The sequence below is a fragment of the Roseovarius tolerans genome, assembly GCF_900109855.1.
GTDB classification, from domain to species: domain Bacteria; phylum Pseudomonadota; class Alphaproteobacteria; order Rhodobacterales; family Rhodobacteraceae; genus Roseovarius; species Roseovarius tolerans.
Genome location: NZ_FOBO01000002.1, coordinates 286,733 through 305,486, shown reverse-complemented (window position 1 = coordinate 305,486; position 18,754 = coordinate 286,733). Strand labels below are relative to the sequence as shown.

Genomic DNA, 18,754 nt, shown 5'->3' with positions numbered 1-18,754 from the left:
CACCACCTCAGGCAAGCGCCGCCGAGGCTGTCATTCTACCGGTGTTGCGGGAATGTCGGTGTCGTCGGCGGAGAGGCACCTATCGGGGCACTTTCCTCGCGGTTTTCCGCCGAGGGCCGTAGCAACGAGAACACCGACCGGCTCCTGCGCCGATACTTCCCGCGCGGCATCGATGTGTCGAACTATAGCCAAGCCAAACTCAGCGCAGTCTCTCGGCAACTCAACGAACGACCCAGAAAGACGTCGCAATATAAAACCCCAGCCGAGAATTTTGAAGGCTGTTTTGCGGCGATCCGTTGAATCCACAGACCGGAAGTCAGCGAAATCGATTACCACCTCCCGTAACGCAAAATCAATCATTGCGGCCCATGAGGCGGTCAATCGGCGCAAAATCGTCCGTCAGCACCTCGCCACTGCGCACCACGAACTGTGCGACCAATTCGTCCGCAAGCGCGCCGAACGCTGTTTGGTTGGGCGCGCTTGCGAGGAATCTATCGCTTTCAGTTGGCACATCGCCGCCCACGACCACGAACACCATGCGTTGGCCGGGTATGGGTTGAACCTGCTCCGTCCAAACTTCGACCACCGGGAAAACGGTCTGCATCGTCGCGACGATCGAGGCTAGCGCGCCAAGCCTGTCCTCGTGGTCAATCACGTTCATCAGGAAACTGCCGCCATCTGACAGCCGGTTCGCTGCAAGCTCAAAGAACTCACGCGTCACAAGATGGACCGGCACCACGACATCCGTGAAGGCATCTCCAATGATGATGTCAAAGCGCGCCTCTGGCCTTGTGAGCAATGCGCGACGCCCGTCTTCATGCAGGACCGTGGCGGAGGCTGGATCGAACCAGAAAGACTCGGCAGCCATCTGTGTGACCGCAGGGTCGATCTCGGCCACGGTGATCTCCCCGGTCCCGCGTGCCGCAAAAGCGCGCGGAACCGCATAATTGCCGCCGCCAATATGAAAACTGGTGAACTCGGCCCGAGTAGCGCGAAGCATCGAAAGCCTGTCGAGCATTGCGGTATGTTCGGTGAACTGGACTTGGGGCAGCCGGGCCGCGCTGATACCATGCGCCAGATGGTCGATGACCATGAGGCGCACCGGGTCTGATGGATCTGCCGAAATATCTTCGACACGAAGACAGAAATAGCGGCTTTCGCGGTCGCAAGGGGCTGGTGCGTTCAAAGCAAGGGTGGCCGTGCCGACCGCCACGAGTGATGCGAGAAATTCCGCGCCGGTTCCGCTCCATCCTCCCAGACGGAAAAACAGCAGGCCCGAGACAAGGTAAACCGCAGTCACGACGACAAGCGTTGCGGACGAGCCGAGCCAAGAAATGAAGAGAAAACCGGCGAGGAGGGTTCCGGCGATAGCTCCGATGGCCCCGGAGGCGAACATCGCGCCGAGGGCCGGCCCGGTCCTGTCCGTGCTTGTCACCGCGATCATGGCGAGAACCGGCGCTGGCACTCCTGCGAAGAAAGACGGCAAGAAGAACACCAGTGCCGTGAGTGCCGTGATGCTCCAAATCGGCTGCGGCACCACGTGGAGAACCCAACCCGCCACGGCGGGCAGCAACAGGACCGCGGCGCCCGTCGTGATCGCACCGGCAAGCATAGCGCCGCCGGTCCATCTCAGGGCCGCTGACGCCGGCTTCTCGGCCAGCCGGCCACCCCACCAGTGCCCAGCAGAAAACCCCGCAAGGACGACAGCAATCACCGCGGTCCATGTGTAAAGCGACATACTGACATGCGGCGCAAGCATGCGCCCGGCAACGATTTCCACGACAAGCGACGCCGCGCTAACGACGCCTTGCGCGGTCACCAGAAGCCATAAAGGTGGTGTGCGTGTCATGGGGGGGCTCCGCATCGGGCTTGCTAGCCATTCACTTGAAACCATGACCAGTCCTGGATCAAGCTACCAGATCACAGATCGCCTATCCTATGCGAGCAGGTCGGCCAGCAGCGGGTTGGGAAAGCGCCGTTCCAGCGTGACCGCCAGAAATGTCTCGGTGATCCCGTCGAGGCGCGCGGCCTCGGTCAGGCGACCGGTGTGCAACTCATCGCGCACGACGATGGGGGGGATCACGGCGAGGCCCGCATCCTCGCGCACCAGCAGGCGCAGCATCGCCATATCATCGGCCTCGGCGGCGATCTGGGGGCTGATCCCGAGCCGCGCGATGAGCGCGTCAAAGCCCGCGCGCAGTGCCGTTTCCGGCGTCGGCAGGATGAGCGGCATGTCTGACAGCAGGGCGGGCAAGGGGCGTGGTGTTGGGCCAAGCCGTTCGGGCGTGCCGATCAGGCTGACCGGCTGTTCGTCGATCCGCTGGATCAGGTAGCGGCTGGCGGCATCGCGGGCGGGGGCGAGATTGGTCAGCACCACGTCGAGCGCCATCGATTCCAGCCCACGCAGCAATTCGGGCTGAGAGCCGGAGCGCAGCACCACCTCGACATCGCGCCGCCCGATCAGCGGGCGCAGGAACTGCATCTGGAAATTGCGCGACAGCGTGGCGAGCGCGCCGACGCGCAGGGCCCGCCGTCCGCCACCGCGCTCGCGCAGGGTGGCGCTCAGATCCTCGGCGGTGCGGAAAATCGACTCGGCATGGTCGAGCGCGATGCGCCCGGCCTCGGTCAGGATCAGGCGGCGGCCCCGCCGTTCGAAGAGGTCCTGCCCAAGAGCGGCCTCCAACGCCTTGATTTGCGTGGACAAAGCCGATTGGGACAGGTTCAGCGCGCGGGCCGCGCCGGTTAGCGTGCCATCATGGGCGACCGCGCGGAAGAGGCGGAGATGGTGCAGGTTAAGATGTGCCATAGTTCTATTATATAGAATGAATATGGATATAATATGTAATTTATTTAACTGAACGTCGAAGGTATCTCCTGTCGAAACCGCATTCGAAGGAGAACCACCATGTCGCTGCTCTCGCTGCTTCTGCTACTGCCACCCGTCCTGTTGCTGGGCGCGGCCGTGCACACGCTGATGCGGCCCGTACGCCGCCCGCGCCTGCCGGAATGGGCGGCGCTGTCGGTGCTGGCGACCATGGGCGCCGCGCTGGTGCATCTTTTGGTGACGGGGCCGGGGGGGATTGTGGCCGGAAACGAGGCTACGGGGCTGTCGCTGCGGCTCGATGCGGTGAGCGTGACGATGGGCCTGTTGGTCAGCTTCGTCGGCTGGATCGTGATGCGCTATGCGCGCAGCTATCTTGACGGAGAGCCACGCGAGGCGCTGTTTCATGCGCTGATGCTGGCGACCTTGGCGGCGGTGCTGATGGTGGTGTTGTCGGGCGGGCTGGCCTTGATGATCCTCGCCTTCGGCGCGGTCGGTCTGGGGTTGCGGCAACTGCTGCTGTTCTATCCCGAGCGGCCCGAGGCGCGGCGCGCGGCGGCCAAGTTCACGCTGGTCTGGGGCGCGGGCGATCTGGCGCTGATCGGGGCGACGGGGCTCTTCTGGCTCGCCTTCGGTACGCTTAATCTGGGAGCGATTGGTGTGGCGGCGCAATCCGGCCTGCCGCTGGCGGGGCAGGGGGCGGTGGGGCTGCTGGTCATCGCGGCGGCGCTCAAGACCGCGGCCTTTCCGCTGCACGGCTGGCTGACCGAGGTGATGGAAGCCCCGACGCCGGTCTCGGCGCTGTTGCATGCCGGGATCATCAATTCCGGCGGGCTGATCCTGATCCGGCTGGCCGAGGCGGTGCAGTCCAGCCCCGGCGCGATGGCCGCCCTGGTGATGCTGGGCGGGCTGACGGCGATCTTTGGCGCGGTGGTGATGCTGACGCAAAGTGCGATCAAGACCGCGCTGGCGTGGTCGACGGTGGCGCAGATGGGCTTTTTGCTGCTGCAATGCGGGCTCGGTCTGTGGCCGCTGGCGCTGCTGCATATCGTGGCGCATTCGCTCTACAAGGCGCATGGCTTTCTGGCCTCGGGCGGCGCGGTGCGCGCGGTGGCCGAGATCCGGCGGCCCGGGCCGGTGGCGGTGCCCGACCTCAAGGCGGTGGCGCGGGCCTTTGCGCTGGCGCTCTTGCTTTACGGCGCGGTGGCGGCGGGCTTTGCCTTGCTCATTGGCCCGAAATCAGCACAGGCGCTGGCGCTTGGCACCATCCTGATCTTCGGCGTGGCGTATCTGGTGGCGCAGGGTCTGGCCGATGCGGCCCCTGCGGAACTGACCAAGCGCACGGCGCGGGCCTCGGTGGCGGCCACGTTGGCCTATTTCACCTTCCAGATCATCGCGGGCGCGCTCTGGGGCGCGAACCTGCCCGCGCCGCCGGTGCCCGGCGCGCTGGAATGGGCGCTGATCGTGCTGGCGCTGATGTCCTTCGGCCTTGTCGCGGTGGCGCAGGCGCTTTTCCCGCTCTGGGCGCATCATCCGGCCACCGCAGGCTGGCGCGTGCATCTGGCCAATGGCCTCTACCTCAACACGCTGCTGGATCGCCTGATCGGCGGGCTGCGTGCCACCCACACCTCCAACCGGACCTGAGAAGGAGCCCGAGCCATGTTTCTCAAGCACACTGAAATCGCCCCGGATCGCGTCGCGGACATTTTGAGTGCGGCAGAGGCGGCGGCGCTTGCCCTGCCACCGGCCTTTCCGCTGGAGGCCACGGTCGCGGTCAATCCCTTCCTTGGTCAGACAGGCGAGGATCTGGCCACGGCCTCGGCCCGGCTGGCGCGGGTGGGGGGCGTGCGGCTGACGCGGGCGCGCGCGGACTATGCCGCTATGCTGGCGCGTGGCGAGATGAGCGAGGACGATCTCGCCGCCGCGCTTTATGCCTGTCAATCGCCGGTCAAACCGGTCGATCTGGCCTATCTCAAGGCGCGGATCACCGGGCCGAGCGAGATGCCGCAGGTGCTGCCCACCGTGGCCGATCTGGCCGCGCGGGTGGACGGCACCGACTGGCCGTCGATCATCGGGCGCAGTTTCGGGCTCTGGGCCGGGGGGCATTTCGACCGGGGGCAGGCGCTCTGGACGCCTGCGCCGGGGCGTGGGGCCTTTGCCGCTTGGCGCGAATGGGCGATGCATGATCTGACACCCGAAATTGCGGGGCTGAGCGGTTTTTGCGCGCATGTGACCGAGGCCCCCGACACCGCCGACCGTGCCATCCTGCGCGCCTGTGAACGGCTGGGGATCACCGAGACGGCGGCCGAGACGGCGTTTCACCGGCTCTACATGGACATGGCGGGCTGGGCGCAGCATGCCCGCTGGCTGCTCTGGCAGGCCGAGGCGGCGGGGCAGAGCGATCACACGCTGACCGACCTGCTGGCGATCCGGCTGATCTGGGAAGAGGCGATCTTTGCGCAGGTGCCGGGCGTGGCGGAGGTCTGGGCCGAGACGGTGGCGGCGCATGAAGCACCCGTCGCGCCCTCGCCCGATCAGGTGATCGACGGTATCTTGCAGGAGGCCGCCGAGCGCGGCTATCAGCGGCGGCTGGCGTCCGATCTGCGCAGCCCCGCGCCGGTGGCGGGACGGCCCGCGCTTCAGGCCGCGTTCTGTATCGACGTGCGCTCCGAGGTGTTCCGCCGTGCGCTTGAAAGCCTCGATTCCGGCGTGGAAACCATTGGCTTTGCCGGGTTCTTCGGCCTGCCGGTGGCGCATTGCGCGCATGGCTCGGACGTGGTCGAGGCGCATCTGCCGGTGCTGCTGCAGCCCGCCATGAGCGCCACGAGCCACGCCGCGCCCGAGATCGAGCAGACGACCCGGATCAGCGCGCGCGCGACCCGCGCCTGGGGCCGGTTCCGGCAGGCGGCGGTGTCGTCCTTCGCCTTTGTCGAGGCGGCGGGGCCGTTCTATGGCGCGAAGTTGGTCAAGGATGCGCTTGGGCTGAAAGGTGCCGCACTCGCCGAGGGGCCTGCGCCCCGGCTCGACCCGGCGCTTGATGCTGATGCGAAGGCCGAGACAGCGGCCAAGGTGCTGCGCGCGATGAGCCTTACCACTGGGCATGCGCGGCTGGTTCTCTTGCTGGGTCATGGCGCGCAGGTGACCAATAATCCGCATGAAAGCGCCTATCACTGTGGGGCCTGCGGCGGGCATACCGGCGAGGTGTCGGCGCGGCTGCTGGCACAACTGCTGAACGATCCCGAGACGCGGGCAGGGCTGCCCGCGCAGGGCATCGACCTGCCGCAGGACGCGCATTTCATGGCCGGGCTGCATGACACCACGCGCGACGAGGTGACGCTTTACCCCGACAGCGCCGCGCCGGAGCATGCCGACGACATAAAGAAGGCCGGTGCATGGCTGGCGCGGGCCGGGGCCCTGACGCGGGGTGAGCGTGCGTTGAGCCTGCCGGGGGCCGTGGCGCGAACCGTGGCGGCACGATCCTTGGACTGGGCGCAACTGCGCCCGGAATGGGGGCTGGCGGGCTGTGCGTCATTCATCGCCGCACCGCGCGCGGTGACTTCGGGCGTCGATCTTACGGGGCGCACCTTCCTGCACAGTTATGATTGGCGGGCGGATACGGGCTTTGCCACGCTGGAATTGATCCTCACCGCGCCGGTGGTGGTGGCAAGCTGGATCAGCCTGCAATATTACGGATCGAGCGTGGCCCCGGCGGCGTTTGGTGGCGGCAACAAGCTGATCCACAATGTCACCGGCGGGATCGGTGTGGTGCAGGGCAATGGCGGGCTGTTGCGCCCTGGCCTGCCCTGGCAGGCGGTGCATGACGGCGCGGCCCTGCGGCACGAGCCTTTGCGGCTGACGGTGCTGATCGAGGCCCCGACAGAGGCGATCAGGGATGTCTTGCGGCGTCACGACGGGGTGCGCGCGCTGTTCGACAATTGTTGGCTGCACCTGCTGGCGCTGGAGGAGGGGCGGATCGCGGCGCGCTACCGGCCCGGTCTGGAGTGGGAGGTGCTGCCCGACTGATGCCCCGCGTTTGAAATTCTGCGCCACCGGTCCATCTGTGCTGCTTGACGATGGGCAGAGCAGGGGGACCGGCGGTGCAGGATGCGACACGCGCGCATGGATTGGAGATCACGCAGGCCTTTGCCCCGCGCATGGGGCGGCGCTATGCCAAGGGGCGCAATTTCGACCGTGGCGCGGGGGCGCATCGCGATGTCTCGACCCTTTCGCCCTATTTGCGGCGCCGTTTGGTGCTGGAGCGGGAGGCGGTTGCAACGGCGCTTGGCGCGCATGGCCATGCGGGGGCCGAGAAGTTCATTCAGGAGGTCATCTGGCGCGGCTATTTCAAGGGCTGGCTGGAGCATCGCCCCGGCATCTGGCAGGGCTATCGCGACGGGCTGGCGCGCGATCTCGAGCAGGTGGAGGGCGACCGCCGCCTGCGCCGCGAGGTGGCCTCGGCCGAAGCGGGCGAGACCGGGCTCGCGTGTTTCGACGCCTGGGCGCGGGAACTGGTGGAGACCGGGTATCTGCACAATCACGCGCGCATGTGGTTCGCTTCGATCTGGACATTCACCTTTGGGCTGCCGTGGCGGGTGGGCGCGGATTTCTTCCTGCGTCATCTGGTTGATGGTGATCCGGCCTCCAATACGCTTGGCTGGCGGTGGGTGGCGGGGCTGCACACGCGCGGCAAGCCCTATGTGGCGCGGGCGGGCAATATTGCGACCTATACCGACGGACGGTTCACGCCGCGTCCGATTGAACTGGCGCAGGATTTGACCGGGCTGGAGGGTGAGGAGCCCGAGGGGTTGCCGCCGGTGATGCCGCTGCGCGTGCCGCGCGCACCTGATACCGGCGTGCCGTCGGTTCTCTTGCTGACCGAGGAGGACTGTTGCCCGGAGGATTTTGCGCCAGACAGGTTTGATCTTCGCGGGGTCGCGATGCTTGCTGGCAGTCACCTGCGCTCGGTGCGCCCCATGGCGGAGCATGTGGCACGGTTCGAGACGGCGGCGCTGGCGGATACGGCGGCGCGGGGCGGCTGGCAGGCCGAGGAGATGCGCGCGGGCGTGCCGGGGGATCTGGCGACATGGGCCGAACGGTGCGGGGCCCGGCAGATTGTGACGCCCTATGTGCCGGTCGGTCCGCTGCGCGATTGGCTGATTGAGGCGCAGGCGGGATTGGAGGCGCGTGGCATCGTGCTGGCGGAATGGCAGCGCGATTGGGATCGCGCCATCTGGCCGCATGCGACGGCGGGGTTCTTCAAGGTGAAGAAGCGGATTCCGGGGGTTTTGTCCGAGGTTGGCCTTTTCTGAGCGGGGTGGATTATGGCCTGAAGCGGACATGGCAACCCGCCAAAAGGTGCCGCGTGATCGCAGGGCCGTCCCGCGGCCTGGCGATCGCGCGGCACCTTCGGTGCGTTTCGCGCGGGTGGTGCGTATGTCGGGTTGAGGCCACCTCCACACGTCTCGCCGCGGCTCCTATCCCGGTGGCCGCCCGAGCGAGTCGCGCCACGTCACATGCGCGTCCAGTTCCTGTGATGCGACGGCCCCGTTTTCCTCGATCATCCGGATTAGACATCGCGCTGCCGCCGCCCCCATCGCGCGGTGCGGCACATGCACCGTCGTCAGCGCGGGATCGACCACCGAGGCGATGTCGATATCGTCAAAGCCCGTGATCGATACATCCCCCGGCACCGACAGGCCGAGGGTGCGGGCACGTTTCACCGCGCCCACTGCCAGAACGTCATTGCCGCACATCACCACCGTGGGGCGCGGGCGGGTCTGCATCAGCGCCGCGAAGGCATCGCCGCCGGTCGTGATCCCGTAGTCGGTCTCGATCAGCCGCAACCCTTCGATGGACAAGCCTCGCGCGGCGACGGCGTCGCGGATGCCGTCGACCCGTGCGCGGGCGCGGTCGTTATCGGCCAGCGGGGCTGTGATCACTGCGATTTCACGATGGCCCAGATCGAGGGTCTTTTCTGCAAGCGTCCGCATCGCGCGGCGATTGTCAAAGCCGACCGAGACGCCCGTCTGCGCCGGATCATAGGCCCATGTCACCAGCACCGGCAGGCCGCGCTGGTGCAGGAACTCGGTCACCTGCGGCGCGCGGTCATGGCCGATCAGCAAGAGCCCATCGGCCCCGCGCGCCACCAGCGAGCGGATCTGTTCCTCTTCGACGTCCTGTCGGTAGGACGAGGAGGCGACGAGCAACTGATAGCCAAGTGCGCGCAACTCTTCCTGAAAGGCCTGAAGCCCGCGTGCGAAAATGGCGTTTTCCATCGTCGGGATCACCGCGCCGATGGTGCGCGTGCGCCGTGAGACCATGGCACGCGCGCCGAAATTCGGGGCATAGCCAAGCGCGGCCACGGCCTGCAGAACGCGCAGGCGGGTGTCGTCGGAGACCTTGCCGGGCGTGTTGAGGCAGCGCGAGACCGTGGCCGTCGAGACATCGGCGGCGCGGGCGACATCCTCGAGTGTCGGGGCAGGGCGGGGGGCGCTGATCGGGGCCATGTTCGGCTTTTCCAAAGTCCTCATCCGGAGTTCATGAACAAACAGGCTCTAGCCCCGGTTCACGCGAAAATCAAATGAAAGCGCTTGCAATATCGTAATGCAAGCGCTTACATCAAGGCAAGAACCGATTCCGTCCGGGAGGAACATCCATGGCACTCGTGCTTGCGATCCTGTGTTTTGCCGCCTTTACCGCGAATGTCGCGCTTGGCGCATCGGGGGTGGGCGCACCGCTGAGCGATGTCGGAGAGATGCTGGTTCTGCTGACCGCCTCGACGTTTTTCGTCGTGGCGATCCTGAAAAAAGAAGCCGACAGGCGGAACAAGTCAGACGGCTGATCGTCAAAACGGGAGGAGATGATCTTGGATAACGAACGCAAGGAACTCGAGTCGGCCACGCGCCGGAATTTCCTGAAACTGGCCAGCACCGGCGGCTTTACTGCGGCCCTTGTCGCAGGGGCGGCGGGTACGCTGTGGTCGACCGAGGCCGTGGCACAGACCGCGCGTGAGGAAAACGAGCGCGAAAAGGCCGCAGATCACGTGATGACCGTGGCCACCGCCTATGTGCTGGGCGCATCGCGCAGCTACCCGATCATGCAGCTGGATCTCAAGGAGAACATCCAGAATGCAACCAATGGCAAGGTCTATGTCAAGCTGGCCCCGGGCGGTCAGCTGGGCGCGGGCGGCAGTCTTGTGCAAAAGGTGCAGGGCGGCACGATTCAGGCCGCACAGCATTCACTGTCGAATTTCGCACCCTTCGCAAGCGCAGTTGACCTGATCAATATGCCGTACCTGTGCGGCTCCAACCAGCGGTTCACCAATCTCGTCAACTCCGAGTTCTGGAATGCCGAAGTGCATCCCAAGGTCGAGGCGGCCGGGTTCAAGGCGCTGTTCTATGTCAATATCGACCCGCGCGTCGTTGCGGTGCGCCAGGGCGGCAACGCGGTGATGACGCCGGCCGACATGTCGGGGATCAAGTTCCGCGTGCCCGGCTCCAAGATGTTGCAGCAATATTACCGCATGGTCGGGGCGAACCCGACGCCCGTGGCGTGGGGCGAGACCCCCTCGGCGATCAAACAGGGCGTGGCCGATGCGCTCGATCCGTCGGTTGGCGCGCTCTTTGTGTTTGGCTTCAAGGACATCCTCAGCCATGTGACGTTCACGCAGGCGGTGCCTGACAGCCAAGTCTATTCGTGCAACCTTGAATGGTTCAACTCGATGCCCGGCGACGTGCAGGAGGGAATCATGTGGGGCTCTGAGATGACCGCGCATCAAAACCTCGCCAAGGTGCCGTCGGCGCGCGCCTATGCCATGGCCGAACTGGTCAAGGCGGGGGTGCAGTTCCATTCGCTGAGCGACGATCAACTGGCCGAGTGGCAGGACGCGGGCGGCTATCAGCGCTCGGAATGGGACGAGTTCAAGGTCGAACTGGCCGGGTCCATGGAAACTTTCGCCAAGATGGAAGAGGCCGCCGGGACGCAAGGTAAATACTACGTCCACGACGCCTGAGCCCTGCGCGGGGGCCGCGCGCGCCCGTCACTCCGTCACGACAAGGACCGCAGCCGCGCATCGCACGGCCCCGGTGCCCTGACCCAAGAGAAGGGAGGCCCCCATGTCTGTATTGCGCCGTATCGACCGGGACGCCGAACGCTGGCTGCTGCTTGTGTTCTACGTGATGCTCGTCGCCACGATGGCGATCGAGGTGCTCCGGCGCGAGATCTTTGCCTATTCCTCGATCTGGGGCGAAGAGATCGTGCGCTATTCCTTCATCTACCTCGCTTGGATCGGGGCTGCTGCAGCGGTCAAGGAGCGCGCGCATATCCGGATCGACGTGATGATGCATTACCTCGGGCCACGTCCCAAGGCGCTGCTTTATATTTTCGGCGATCTGGTGATGGTCGCGGTGGCGGTGGTGGCGCTCTACTGGTCGTTGGAGACGGTGCATGTCTCGGCCAAGTTCGGCTCGGTCACCGATGGGCTGCGCATCTCCAAGGTGTGGTTCCTGATGGCCGTTCCGGTGGGGTTTTCGCTGATGCTCTTTCGTCTCGTGCAGTCTCTGCTGCGGGATTTCAAATCGCTCCGGGACGGCACGCCCGTCTTCGAGGGCGACAAACTCTTTGATTGAGGGCGCGCGATGCTTTGGGGTGCCACGCAGCAAACCGTCGAACTGGGGTGGGATTTCTACCTTCCGGTTCTGATCTTCATCGGCTTGATCGCGCTGGCGGTGCCGGTCTGGGCCGCCATCGGGTCGGCGGCGATCATCATGCTGGTGATGTCGGGCGATCTGCCGCTCAGCCTTGTGGGCGAGAGCCTGTTCACCGGCATCGACGCCTTTGCGCTGACCGCCGTGCCGCTCTTCATCCTGACCGGTGACGTGCTGGTGCGCACCGGGCTCAGCCGCAAGTTTCTCGATGTGGCCGAGGCACTGACCTGCTTTGCCAAGGGGGGCTTCGGCTCGGCGACGGTGCTGGTCTGCGGGATGTTCGCCGCGATTTCTGGCTCGGATGCGGCGGGGGCGGCGGCGGTTGGGCGGATGACCATCGACCGGCTGGTGGAATCGGGCTATCCGCGCCCCTATGCCTGCGCGCTGGTGGCGGCGGGGGCCTGCACCGGCATCCTCATTCCGCCCTCGATCGCCTATATCATAATCGGTCTTGTGCTGGGTATTTCCGCGTCGACGCTGTTCATGGCGGCGCTCATTCCCGGGCTTGCGATCCTCGTGTCGATCCTGGTGACCAATATCATCGTCAACCGGATCTACGATTACGAGGGCGGCGGCAGGCTGTCCTTTGGCGAATGGCTCGGCAATCTGGGGCGGGCGCTCGCGTCGGGGTGGTATGCGTTCATCGTGCCGGGGATCATCTTTTACGGCATTTTCTCGGGGCGGCTCACGCCCACCGAGGCGGGCGCGACGGCGGTCGTGGTGACGATCCTCATGGGGTTCATCCTGCGCACGCTGAGCCTTGCGGATTTCCCGGCGATGCTGGTGAGTTCGGCCAAGGTCAACGGGGTGATCCTGCCGATCATCGCCTTTTCGGCCCCTTTGGCCGAGGCGCTGGCGATCATGGGCGTGCCGCAGGGCTTTGTCACCGCCGTCACCGGCCTGACCGATGAGCCGTGGCTGCTGATCCTCTTGATGATCGGCATCCTGGTCGCGGCGGGCTGTGTCATGGAAACCACGCCCAATATCGTGATCCTCGCGCCGATCCTGAAACCGCTCGCCGACAATATCGGCATGAACGAGATCCAGTTCTGCATCATGATGATTACCGCGCTCGGCGTTGGGTTCATCACGCCGCCGCTTGGTCTCAATCTCTTCGTCGTGTCGGGCATCACCGGCGAGTCGATCCTGCGGATCGCGTGGCGTGCGGTGCCCTTTGTTTTGGGCATGTTCGTGGTCGTTCTGCTGATCGCCTATGTGCCCGCCGTCTCAACCACACTTCTGCCTGACATCTACAAATAGGACCTCTGCGACATGGCTCTGGAATACCTCAAGAAAGCTAGCCTCACCTCGACCTCGAACGCGGGCGACGTGCATGACACGGTGATCGCCATTCTCAACGATATCGAGGCGGGGGGCGACACGGCGGCGCTGGAATATGCTGCCAAGTTTGACAGATACGAGGGCAATGTCCTGCTGACGCCAGCTGAGATCGAGGCCGCTTGCGCCTTGGTCCCCGAAAAGCTCAAGGCCGATATCCGCTTTGCGCACGACAACGTGCGCCGCTTTGCTGAAATGCAGAAATCCACCGTCGCCAATGTCGAACATGAGGTAGTGCCGGGCATGATCGCGGGGCAAAAGGCGATCCCGGTGGATGCGGCGGGCTGCTACGTGCCGGGCGGGCGCTATAGTCATATCGCGAGTGCGATCATGACCGTGACCACGGCCAAGGTCGCGGGCTGCCGCCATATCACCGCTTGTTCACCGCCGCGCCCGGATGTGGGCGTGAATCCGGCGATTGTCTATGCCGCGCATATCTGCGGCGCGGATCAGATCCTCGCCATGGGTGGCGTGCAGGGGGTGGCGGCGATGACCTTTGGCCTTTTCGGCCTGCCACGTGCCAATATCCTCGTCGGTCCCGGCAATCAGTTCGTGGCCGAGGCCAAGCGTATTCTCTTTGGCCGGGTTGGGATCGACATGATCGCAGGGCCGACCGACAGCCTCATCCTGGCCGATAGCAGCGCCGATCCGCATATCGTGGCGACCGATCTGGTGAGTCAGGCCGAGCATGGCTACAACTCGCCCGTCTGGCTGGTGACCGATGATCGCGCGCTGGCCGAGGACGTGATGGCGCGCGTGCCCGGCCTGATCGCCGATCTGCCGGAGGTGAATGCCGAGAACGCCGCCGCCGCGTGGCGCGACTATGCCGAGGTGATCCTTTGTGCCGACCGCGAGGAAATGGCGGCGACCTCCGACGCATACGCCCCCGAACACCTGACGGTGCAGGCGGCTGATCTCGATTGGTGGTTGGGTCGGCTGACCTGCTATGGCTCGCTGTTTCTGGGTGAGGAAACGACGGTGGCCTATGGCGACAAGGCGGCGGGCACCAATCATGTGCTGCCCACCTCTGGCGCGGCGCGCTATACCGGCGGCCTGAGCGTGCATAAATACATGAAGATCGTCACTTGGCAGCGGGCCACGCGCGAAGGCGCGAAATCCATCGCCGAGGCGACGGCGCGCATCTCTCGTCTTGAGGGTATGGAGGGGCATGCCCGCGCCGCCGACGTGCGGCTGGCCAAATATTTCCCCGATGAGACCTTTGATCTGACCGCCAATGGCTGACGACCTCTTCAGCGTGAAGGGCCGGATAGCCTGCGTTACCGGGGCGAGTTCCGGTCTGGGGCGGCACGCGGCGCTGGTGCTGGCCCGCGCGGGTGCCCGCGTCGTCGGTGTGGCGCGGCGAGAGGCGGCTTTGCGGGACTGGGTGAAAGAGGCGGGCGGGGGCGCGGCCTATGTCGTGGCCGATGTGGCGGACCGCGACGCGCTGCCAGAGACCGTGGCCGCCATGCGCGCGCCGTTTGGTGCGCCGCAGATCGTGGTGCATGCCGCGGGGGTGAACACTCGGCAGAGTGCCGATGAGGTGACGCCCGAAGGCTGGGACGCCACGCTCGCGCTCAACCTCACCGCGCCGTTCTTTCTCACGCAGGCGCTGGTGCCTGGCATGCGCGCCGATGGCTGGGGGCGGGTGGTCAACTTCGCCTCGCTCCAGACCACGCGCGCCTTTCCCGGTGGCATTGCCTATGGGGCGAGCAAGGCGGGTATCGCGCAACTGACCCGCGCCATGGCCGAGGCATGGTCGCGTGACGGGATTACCGCGAACGCCATAGGGCCGGGCTTTTTCCCCACTGAACTGACGCAGGCGGTCTTTGGCGACGCAGAACGCGCGGCGCGCAATGCGGCGCAGACCTGCATCGGGCGCAATGGCGATCTGTCGGACATGGACGGTCCGCTGCTGTTCCTGTGCTCCGAGGCGTCGCGGTATGTGACCGGACAGGTTCTGATGGTCGATGGAGGGTTCACCGCGAAATGAAGGCGTTGATCTATGAAGGTCCCGAAACCCTCGTGCTGCGCGAGGTGCCGGATGCCGAACCGCGCGCGGGCGAGGAGTTGGTCCGGGTCTTGGCCGTGGGCATTTGCGGGTCGGACATGCACGCCTATCTGGGCCATGACGCGCGCCGCCCTGCGCCGCTGATCCTTGGGCATGAGGCGGCGGGGGTGATCGTGGGCGGACCGCGCGAAGGCGAGCGGGTGACGATCAATCCGCTGGTGACCTGTGGGGCCTGCGACGCCTGCCGTGCGGGGCGCGAAAACCTGTGCGCGGCGCGGCAGATCATCTCGATGCCGCCGCGCGAGGGGGCGTTCGCCGAATATGTTGCCATGCCCGCGCGCAACCTTGTGTTGGTGCCGTCCGATGTGGCGCTGGCCAAGGCCGCGCTGGCCGAACCGCTGGCCGTGAGCTGGCACGCCGTGCGGCTGGGGGTCGAGGCGCGAAAGCAGGGCGTGCCGGGTGCGGCATTGGTGATCGGCGGCGGGGCCATCGGTCTGGCGGCGGCGCTGGCACTGGCGGCGCAGGGGGTGGAGGATGTCACCCTGTCCGAGCCGAACCCGGCGCGCCGCGCGTATCTGGCCGAGCGCTGCGGACTACATGTGGTGGAAGAGGCGGCAGGGCAGTTCGGTCTGGTGATCGACGCTGTGGGCTATGCCGCAACCCGTGCCATCGCCTCGGCCTGTGCGGCACCGGGCGGCGTGATCGCGCATGTCGGGCTGGGCGAGGATGCGGGCGGGCTCGATATCCGGCGGATGACCTTGCAGGAGATCACCTTCATCGGGACCTATACCTATACGGCGCAGGATTTCCGCGACACCGCACAGGCGATCTTCGATGGGCGGCTTGGCCCGCTCGACTGGACCGAGGCGCGCGGGTTGTCGGAGGGGGCCACCGCCTTTGCCGACCTGCGCGCGGGCCGGGTGGCCGCGCCCAAGATCGTTCTCGACCCCGCCGGATAGCGCGGGGCATCTGCAAAAGGAGCTGACAGCATGTATAAACGTATTCTCGTCCCGATGGCGCTTGATCACGGGCTTTCGCCGGAAACGCTGGAAATCGCCCGTGCGCTGCTAGACGACGGCGGCGAGATCGTCGCGCTGCATGTCTACGAGACGCCGAGCGGCGCGGTCGGGGCTTATCTCGACGAAGAGATGGTGCGCGCCGGGTTCGAGATGGCGCGCACGCGCATGGCTGAGAAACTGGCCGAGCATCCGGAAGTCAAACCGGTACTCAAGAAGGGCCACAGCTATCGGACCATCGTGGACTATTCCACCGAGATAAAGGCAGATTGCATCGTCATCGGCTCGCACAAGCCGGGGCTGCGGGATTACTTTCTCGGCTCCACGGCTGCGCGGGTCGTGCGGCATGCGCCGTGTGCGGTGCATGTGACGCGCTGATCTGTTGGGGCGTGCCGCGCATATCCACAGCGCCGAGGATGCGCGCCGTCTGGCCCGCCGCCGCCTGCCGTGGATGGTGTTCGACTATATAGACGGCGCGGCGGGGCGCGAGACCGGCGCGGCGCGCAATCGCGCGGCATTGGATGCGATACCGCTGACCCCGCGCATCCTGCGCGATGTGAGCGCGCGTGATCTGAGCGTGCCCGTGTTCGGGGGGCGGGCCGGGCGACCCTTCGGGATTGCGCCGATGGGCATGTGCAATCTGTCTGGCCCCGGTTCGGATCTGATGCTGGCGCGTTTGGCAGCGCGTGAAAACGTGCCTTTGGGTGTGTCAACAGTAGCCTCTACCCCGTTGGAAACACTGATTGAAGTGGCCGAGGGGCAGGCGTGGTTCCAGCTCTATTTCAGCGGCGATGGCAGCGGCACGTTTCGTCTGGCCGAGCGGGCGCGCGATGCGGGTTACGAGGTGCTGATCCTCACCGTGGACGTGCCCGAACTGGGCCGCCGCCCGCGCGAATTGCGCCATGGGTTCACGATGCCGTTTCGACTCGGCCCCCGGCAATTTCTCGATTTCGCGCTGCATCCCACTTGGTCGCTGCGCACGCTTTTGCATGGCCGCCCGGAGATGGCGAATTTCCAGATGCCGGGCTATGCCTTTGATCGCACCGAAAGCCGGGCGCGTGCCACCTGGGACGCGCTGGCGCGGCTGCGCGAGATGTGGCCGGGCAAGCTGGTGGTCAAGGGAGTGTTGGATGTCGAGGATGCCGTGCGGCTGGCGGCCTCGGGGGTCGATGCTATTCAGGTGTCCAGCCACGGGTCTCGACAACTGGAAAGCGTGCCGCCGCCCATCGAGGCGCTTGCCCGTATCCGCGCGGCTTTCGGACCGGAGATGGCGGTTTTCTACGACAGCGGGCTGCGCTCGGGCGAGGATGTGCTCAAGGCGCTGAGCCAGGGGGCGGATTTCACCTTTCTGGGCCGCATCCTGCAATTCGCCATCGCAGCGGCGGGCGAGGAGGGGCTGCAGCGTCTGTGGGACGTGCTGAGCACCGAGTTGAGCGCGGCGATGGCGCAAACCGGGCGCTGTTCGCTCTCGGATGGGGTACCAATTGCGCCAGAGCCCGTTCGCTCCAGCGCGCGGGGCGCGTGACGCACATACGCTCAGAGCTTGCGGATCTTCAGCTTGGTGATCCGGTTGTCCTTGCGCGCGACCACCTGAAAGCGGAAGCCGTGAAAGATGAAGGTCTGATCAATCGCCGGGATCATCTGCGCCTCGTGGATCACCAGCCCCGCTACGGTATTCGCGGCATCGTCCGGCAGGGTCCAGTCGGTCGCGCGGTTGAGGTCGCGGATCGTCATCGCCCCGTCGATCAGGAACTGGTTGTCCTCGGTCTTGCGGATGGGATGTTCGGCATCAGGATCGAATTCATCGGTGATCTCGCCAACGATCTCCTCCAGAATATCCTCCAGCGTGATCAACCCCTGCAGCGTGCCGTATTCGTCAACCACCAGCGCGAAATGGCTACGCATGCGCAGGAATTGCCGCATCTGATCGTCAAGCGTGGTGGTCTCGGGCACGAAATAGGGCTCGCGCGCGATGCTCTGGACGTCGAAGGCGCGCAGTGCCTCGGCGGCGCCTTCCTCGGACGAGGTGACGAGGCTGTGCATCGCGCGCAAGAGATCCTTGGCATGGACCACGCCGACGATGTTGTCGGGATCGTCGCGATAGAGCGGCAGGCGGGTGTGGTTGCTTTTGAGACATTGATCGAGGATCGCTTCAGGATCGGCCTCGGCATTGATCATCTCGATCCGCGACCGGTGAAGCATGATTTCCTCGACCGCGCGCTCGCCCAGGTCGAGCGCACCGAGGATACGGTCGCGGTCTTCTTTCTCGACCACGCCCTCGGATTGCCCGAGATAGAGCGCGCCCGCGATTTCATCGCGGACCGCGAGGATATGGCTGTCGGGATCGGTCTGCACGCCAAAGCCGCGCAGGATCAGCCGCACAAGCCAGCGCACCGCCGAGACGACGGGAGAGAACACCTTGACCACCCAGACGATGATCGGTGCGGTGCGCGAGGCGGCGACTTCGGCATTGGTGATGGCGTAGGTCTTGGGCAGAACCTCGGCGAAAATCAGCACAAGCAGCGTCATCACCAACGTCGCCAGCGCCACGCCGCTTTCGCCGAACAGCCGGGTGAAGAGCGCCGTGGCGAGCGAGGCGGCGAGAATGTTGACGAGGTTGTTGCCCAGAAGCACCGAGCCGATCAGGCGTTCGTTGTCCTCGGTGATCTTGAGCGCGGTATCCGCCCCGCGTGAGCCCTTTTCGGCCTGCGCACGCAGCTTGCCGCGTGAGGCAGCGGTCAGTGCCGTCTCACTGCCCGAGAAGAACCCCGACAGGACCAGCAGGCAGAGGATGGACCCTGCCGTGATCCAGAAGGTCAGGTCGAGAACGGGATGCGTCGCTTCCATTTGCGTGATATTCCTTATG

The 18,754-nt window shown here is 65.6% G+C and carries 16 protein-coding genes and 1 pseudogene; 13 read left to right on the top strand and 4 right to left on the bottom strand.

Going from position 1 to position 18,754, the window contains the following annotated elements:
* A pseudogene (locus tag BMX04_RS19615) lies at nucleotides 1–300 on the top strand (hypothetical protein); the annotation flags it as partial.
* A gap of 52 nt (nucleotides 301–352) precedes the next feature.
* On the opposite strand, the gene BMX04_RS03205 reads toward BMX04_RS19615, so the two are convergent.
* Both BMX04_RS03205 and BMX04_RS03200 read right to left on the bottom strand, forming a co-directional pair.
* Complete coding sequence (locus BMX04_RS03205) at nucleotides 353–1,849, bottom strand: fused MFS/spermidine synthase (RefSeq protein WP_074784963.1); 1,497 nt, start codon at nucleotides 1,847–1,849, stop codon at nucleotides 353–355.
* Nucleotides 1,850–1,936: 87 nt separating this feature from the next.
* On the bottom strand, nucleotides 1,937–2,806 hold the full coding sequence (locus tag BMX04_RS03200) for a LysR family transcriptional regulator (RefSeq protein ID WP_074784962.1): 870 nt from the start codon (nucleotides 2,804–2,806) through the stop codon (nucleotides 1,937–1,939).
* Nucleotides 2,807–2,905: 99 nt separating this feature from the next.
* On the opposite strand from BMX04_RS03200, the gene BMX04_RS03195 reads away from it, so the two are divergent.
* From BMX04_RS03195 to BMX04_RS03185, 3 genes are read left to right on the top strand one after another with little or no spacing between them, the layout of a single operon-like run.
* Nucleotides 2,906–4,465: a proton-conducting transporter transmembrane domain-containing protein gene (locus tag BMX04_RS03195; protein WP_074784961.1), complete on the top strand. Its 1,560-nt coding sequence runs from the start codon at nucleotides 2,906–2,908 to the stop codon at nucleotides 4,463–4,465.
* 15 nt (nucleotides 4,466–4,480) lie between these two features.
* Entirely contained in the window at nucleotides 4,481–6,844 is a 2,364-nt protein-coding gene (locus tag BMX04_RS03190; RefSeq protein ID WP_074784960.1) for a YbcC family protein, read from the top strand.
* A 50-nt stretch (nucleotides 6,845–6,894) separates the two neighbouring features.
* Complete coding sequence (locus BMX04_RS03185) at nucleotides 6,895–8,130, top strand: FAD-binding domain-containing protein (RefSeq protein ID WP_074784959.1); 1,236 nt, start codon at nucleotides 6,895–6,897, stop codon at nucleotides 8,128–8,130.
* Nucleotides 8,131–8,295: 165 nt separating this feature from the next.
* Here BMX04_RS03185 and BMX04_RS03180 read toward each other — a convergent pair whose 3' ends face one another.
* Nucleotides 8,296–9,327 (bottom strand): LacI family DNA-binding transcriptional regulator, encoded by a 1,032-nt coding sequence (locus BMX04_RS03180; protein WP_083398065.1) that lies wholly within the window; start codon nucleotides 9,325–9,327, stop codon nucleotides 8,296–8,298.
* A 149-nt stretch (nucleotides 9,328–9,476) separates the two neighbouring features.
* Here BMX04_RS03180 and BMX04_RS03175 point away from each other — a divergent pair, with 149 nt between their 5' ends.
* The 9 genes from BMX04_RS03175 to BMX04_RS03135 all read left to right on the top strand — a co-directional run bounded on the left by BMX04_RS03175 (nucleotide 9,477) and on the right by BMX04_RS03135 (nucleotide 17,413).
* Nucleotides 9,477–9,662: a hypothetical protein gene (locus BMX04_RS03175; protein ID WP_050663287.1), complete on the top strand. Its 186-nt coding sequence runs from the start codon at nucleotides 9,477–9,479 to the stop codon at nucleotides 9,660–9,662.
* 24 nt (nucleotides 9,663–9,686) lie between these two features.
* Entirely contained in the window at nucleotides 9,687–10,832 is a 1,146-nt protein-coding gene (locus tag BMX04_RS03170) for a TRAP transporter substrate-binding protein (RefSeq protein ID WP_074784983.1), read from the top strand.
* A gap of 103 nt (nucleotides 10,833–10,935) precedes the next feature.
* Nucleotides 10,936–11,448, top strand: a complete 513-nt coding sequence (locus tag BMX04_RS03165) for a TRAP transporter small permease (RefSeq protein WP_074784958.1) — start codon at nucleotides 10,936–10,938, stop codon at nucleotides 11,446–11,448.
* Between the two features lie 9 nt (nucleotides 11,449–11,457).
* Nucleotides 11,458–12,786 carry a TRAP transporter large permease gene (locus BMX04_RS03160; RefSeq protein ID WP_050663285.1) on the top strand — a complete coding sequence of 443 codons (1,329 nt, stop codon included), beginning with the start codon at nucleotides 11,458–11,460 and terminating at the stop codon, nucleotides 12,784–12,786.
* 12 nt (nucleotides 12,787–12,798) lie between these two features.
* A complete protein-coding gene (gene hisD / locus BMX04_RS03155) occupies nucleotides 12,799–14,106 on the top strand; it encodes a histidinol dehydrogenase (RefSeq protein WP_074784957.1) in 1,308 nt (435 codons plus the stop codon).
* The gene (locus BMX04_RS03150; protein ID WP_074784956.1) at nucleotides 14,099–14,854 is read left to right on the top strand and encodes an SDR family NAD(P)-dependent oxidoreductase; all 756 of its coding nucleotides are present in this window, start codon (nucleotides 14,099–14,101) and stop codon (nucleotides 14,852–14,854) included. The genes hisD and BMX04_RS03150 overlap by 8 nt, the downstream gene beginning before the upstream one ends.
* A complete protein-coding gene (locus BMX04_RS03145; RefSeq protein WP_074784955.1) occupies nucleotides 14,851–15,831 on the top strand; it encodes a zinc-dependent alcohol dehydrogenase in 981 nt (326 codons plus the stop codon). Before BMX04_RS03150 ends, BMX04_RS03145 begins: the two co-directional genes overlap by 4 nt.
* Before the next feature lie 30 nt (nucleotides 15,832–15,861).
* Nucleotides 15,862–16,266, top strand: a complete 405-nt coding sequence (locus BMX04_RS03140; protein WP_074784954.1) for a universal stress protein — start codon at nucleotides 15,862–15,864, stop codon at nucleotides 16,264–16,266.
* A gap of 4 nt (nucleotides 16,267–16,270) precedes the next feature.
* On the top strand, nucleotides 16,271–17,413 hold the full coding sequence (locus BMX04_RS03135) for an alpha-hydroxy acid oxidase (protein ID WP_074784953.1): 1,143 nt from the start codon (nucleotides 16,271–16,273) through the stop codon (nucleotides 17,411–17,413).
* Nucleotides 17,414–17,424: 11 nt separating this feature from the next.
* On the opposite strand, the gene BMX04_RS03130 is transcribed toward BMX04_RS03135, so the two are convergent.
* Nucleotides 17,425–18,735 carry an HlyC/CorC family transporter gene (locus BMX04_RS03130; RefSeq protein ID WP_050663280.1) on the bottom strand — a complete coding sequence of 437 codons (1,311 nt, stop codon included), beginning with the start codon at nucleotides 18,733–18,735 and terminating at the stop codon, nucleotides 17,425–17,427.
* Between the last annotated feature and the right edge of the window lie 19 nt (nucleotides 18,736–18,754).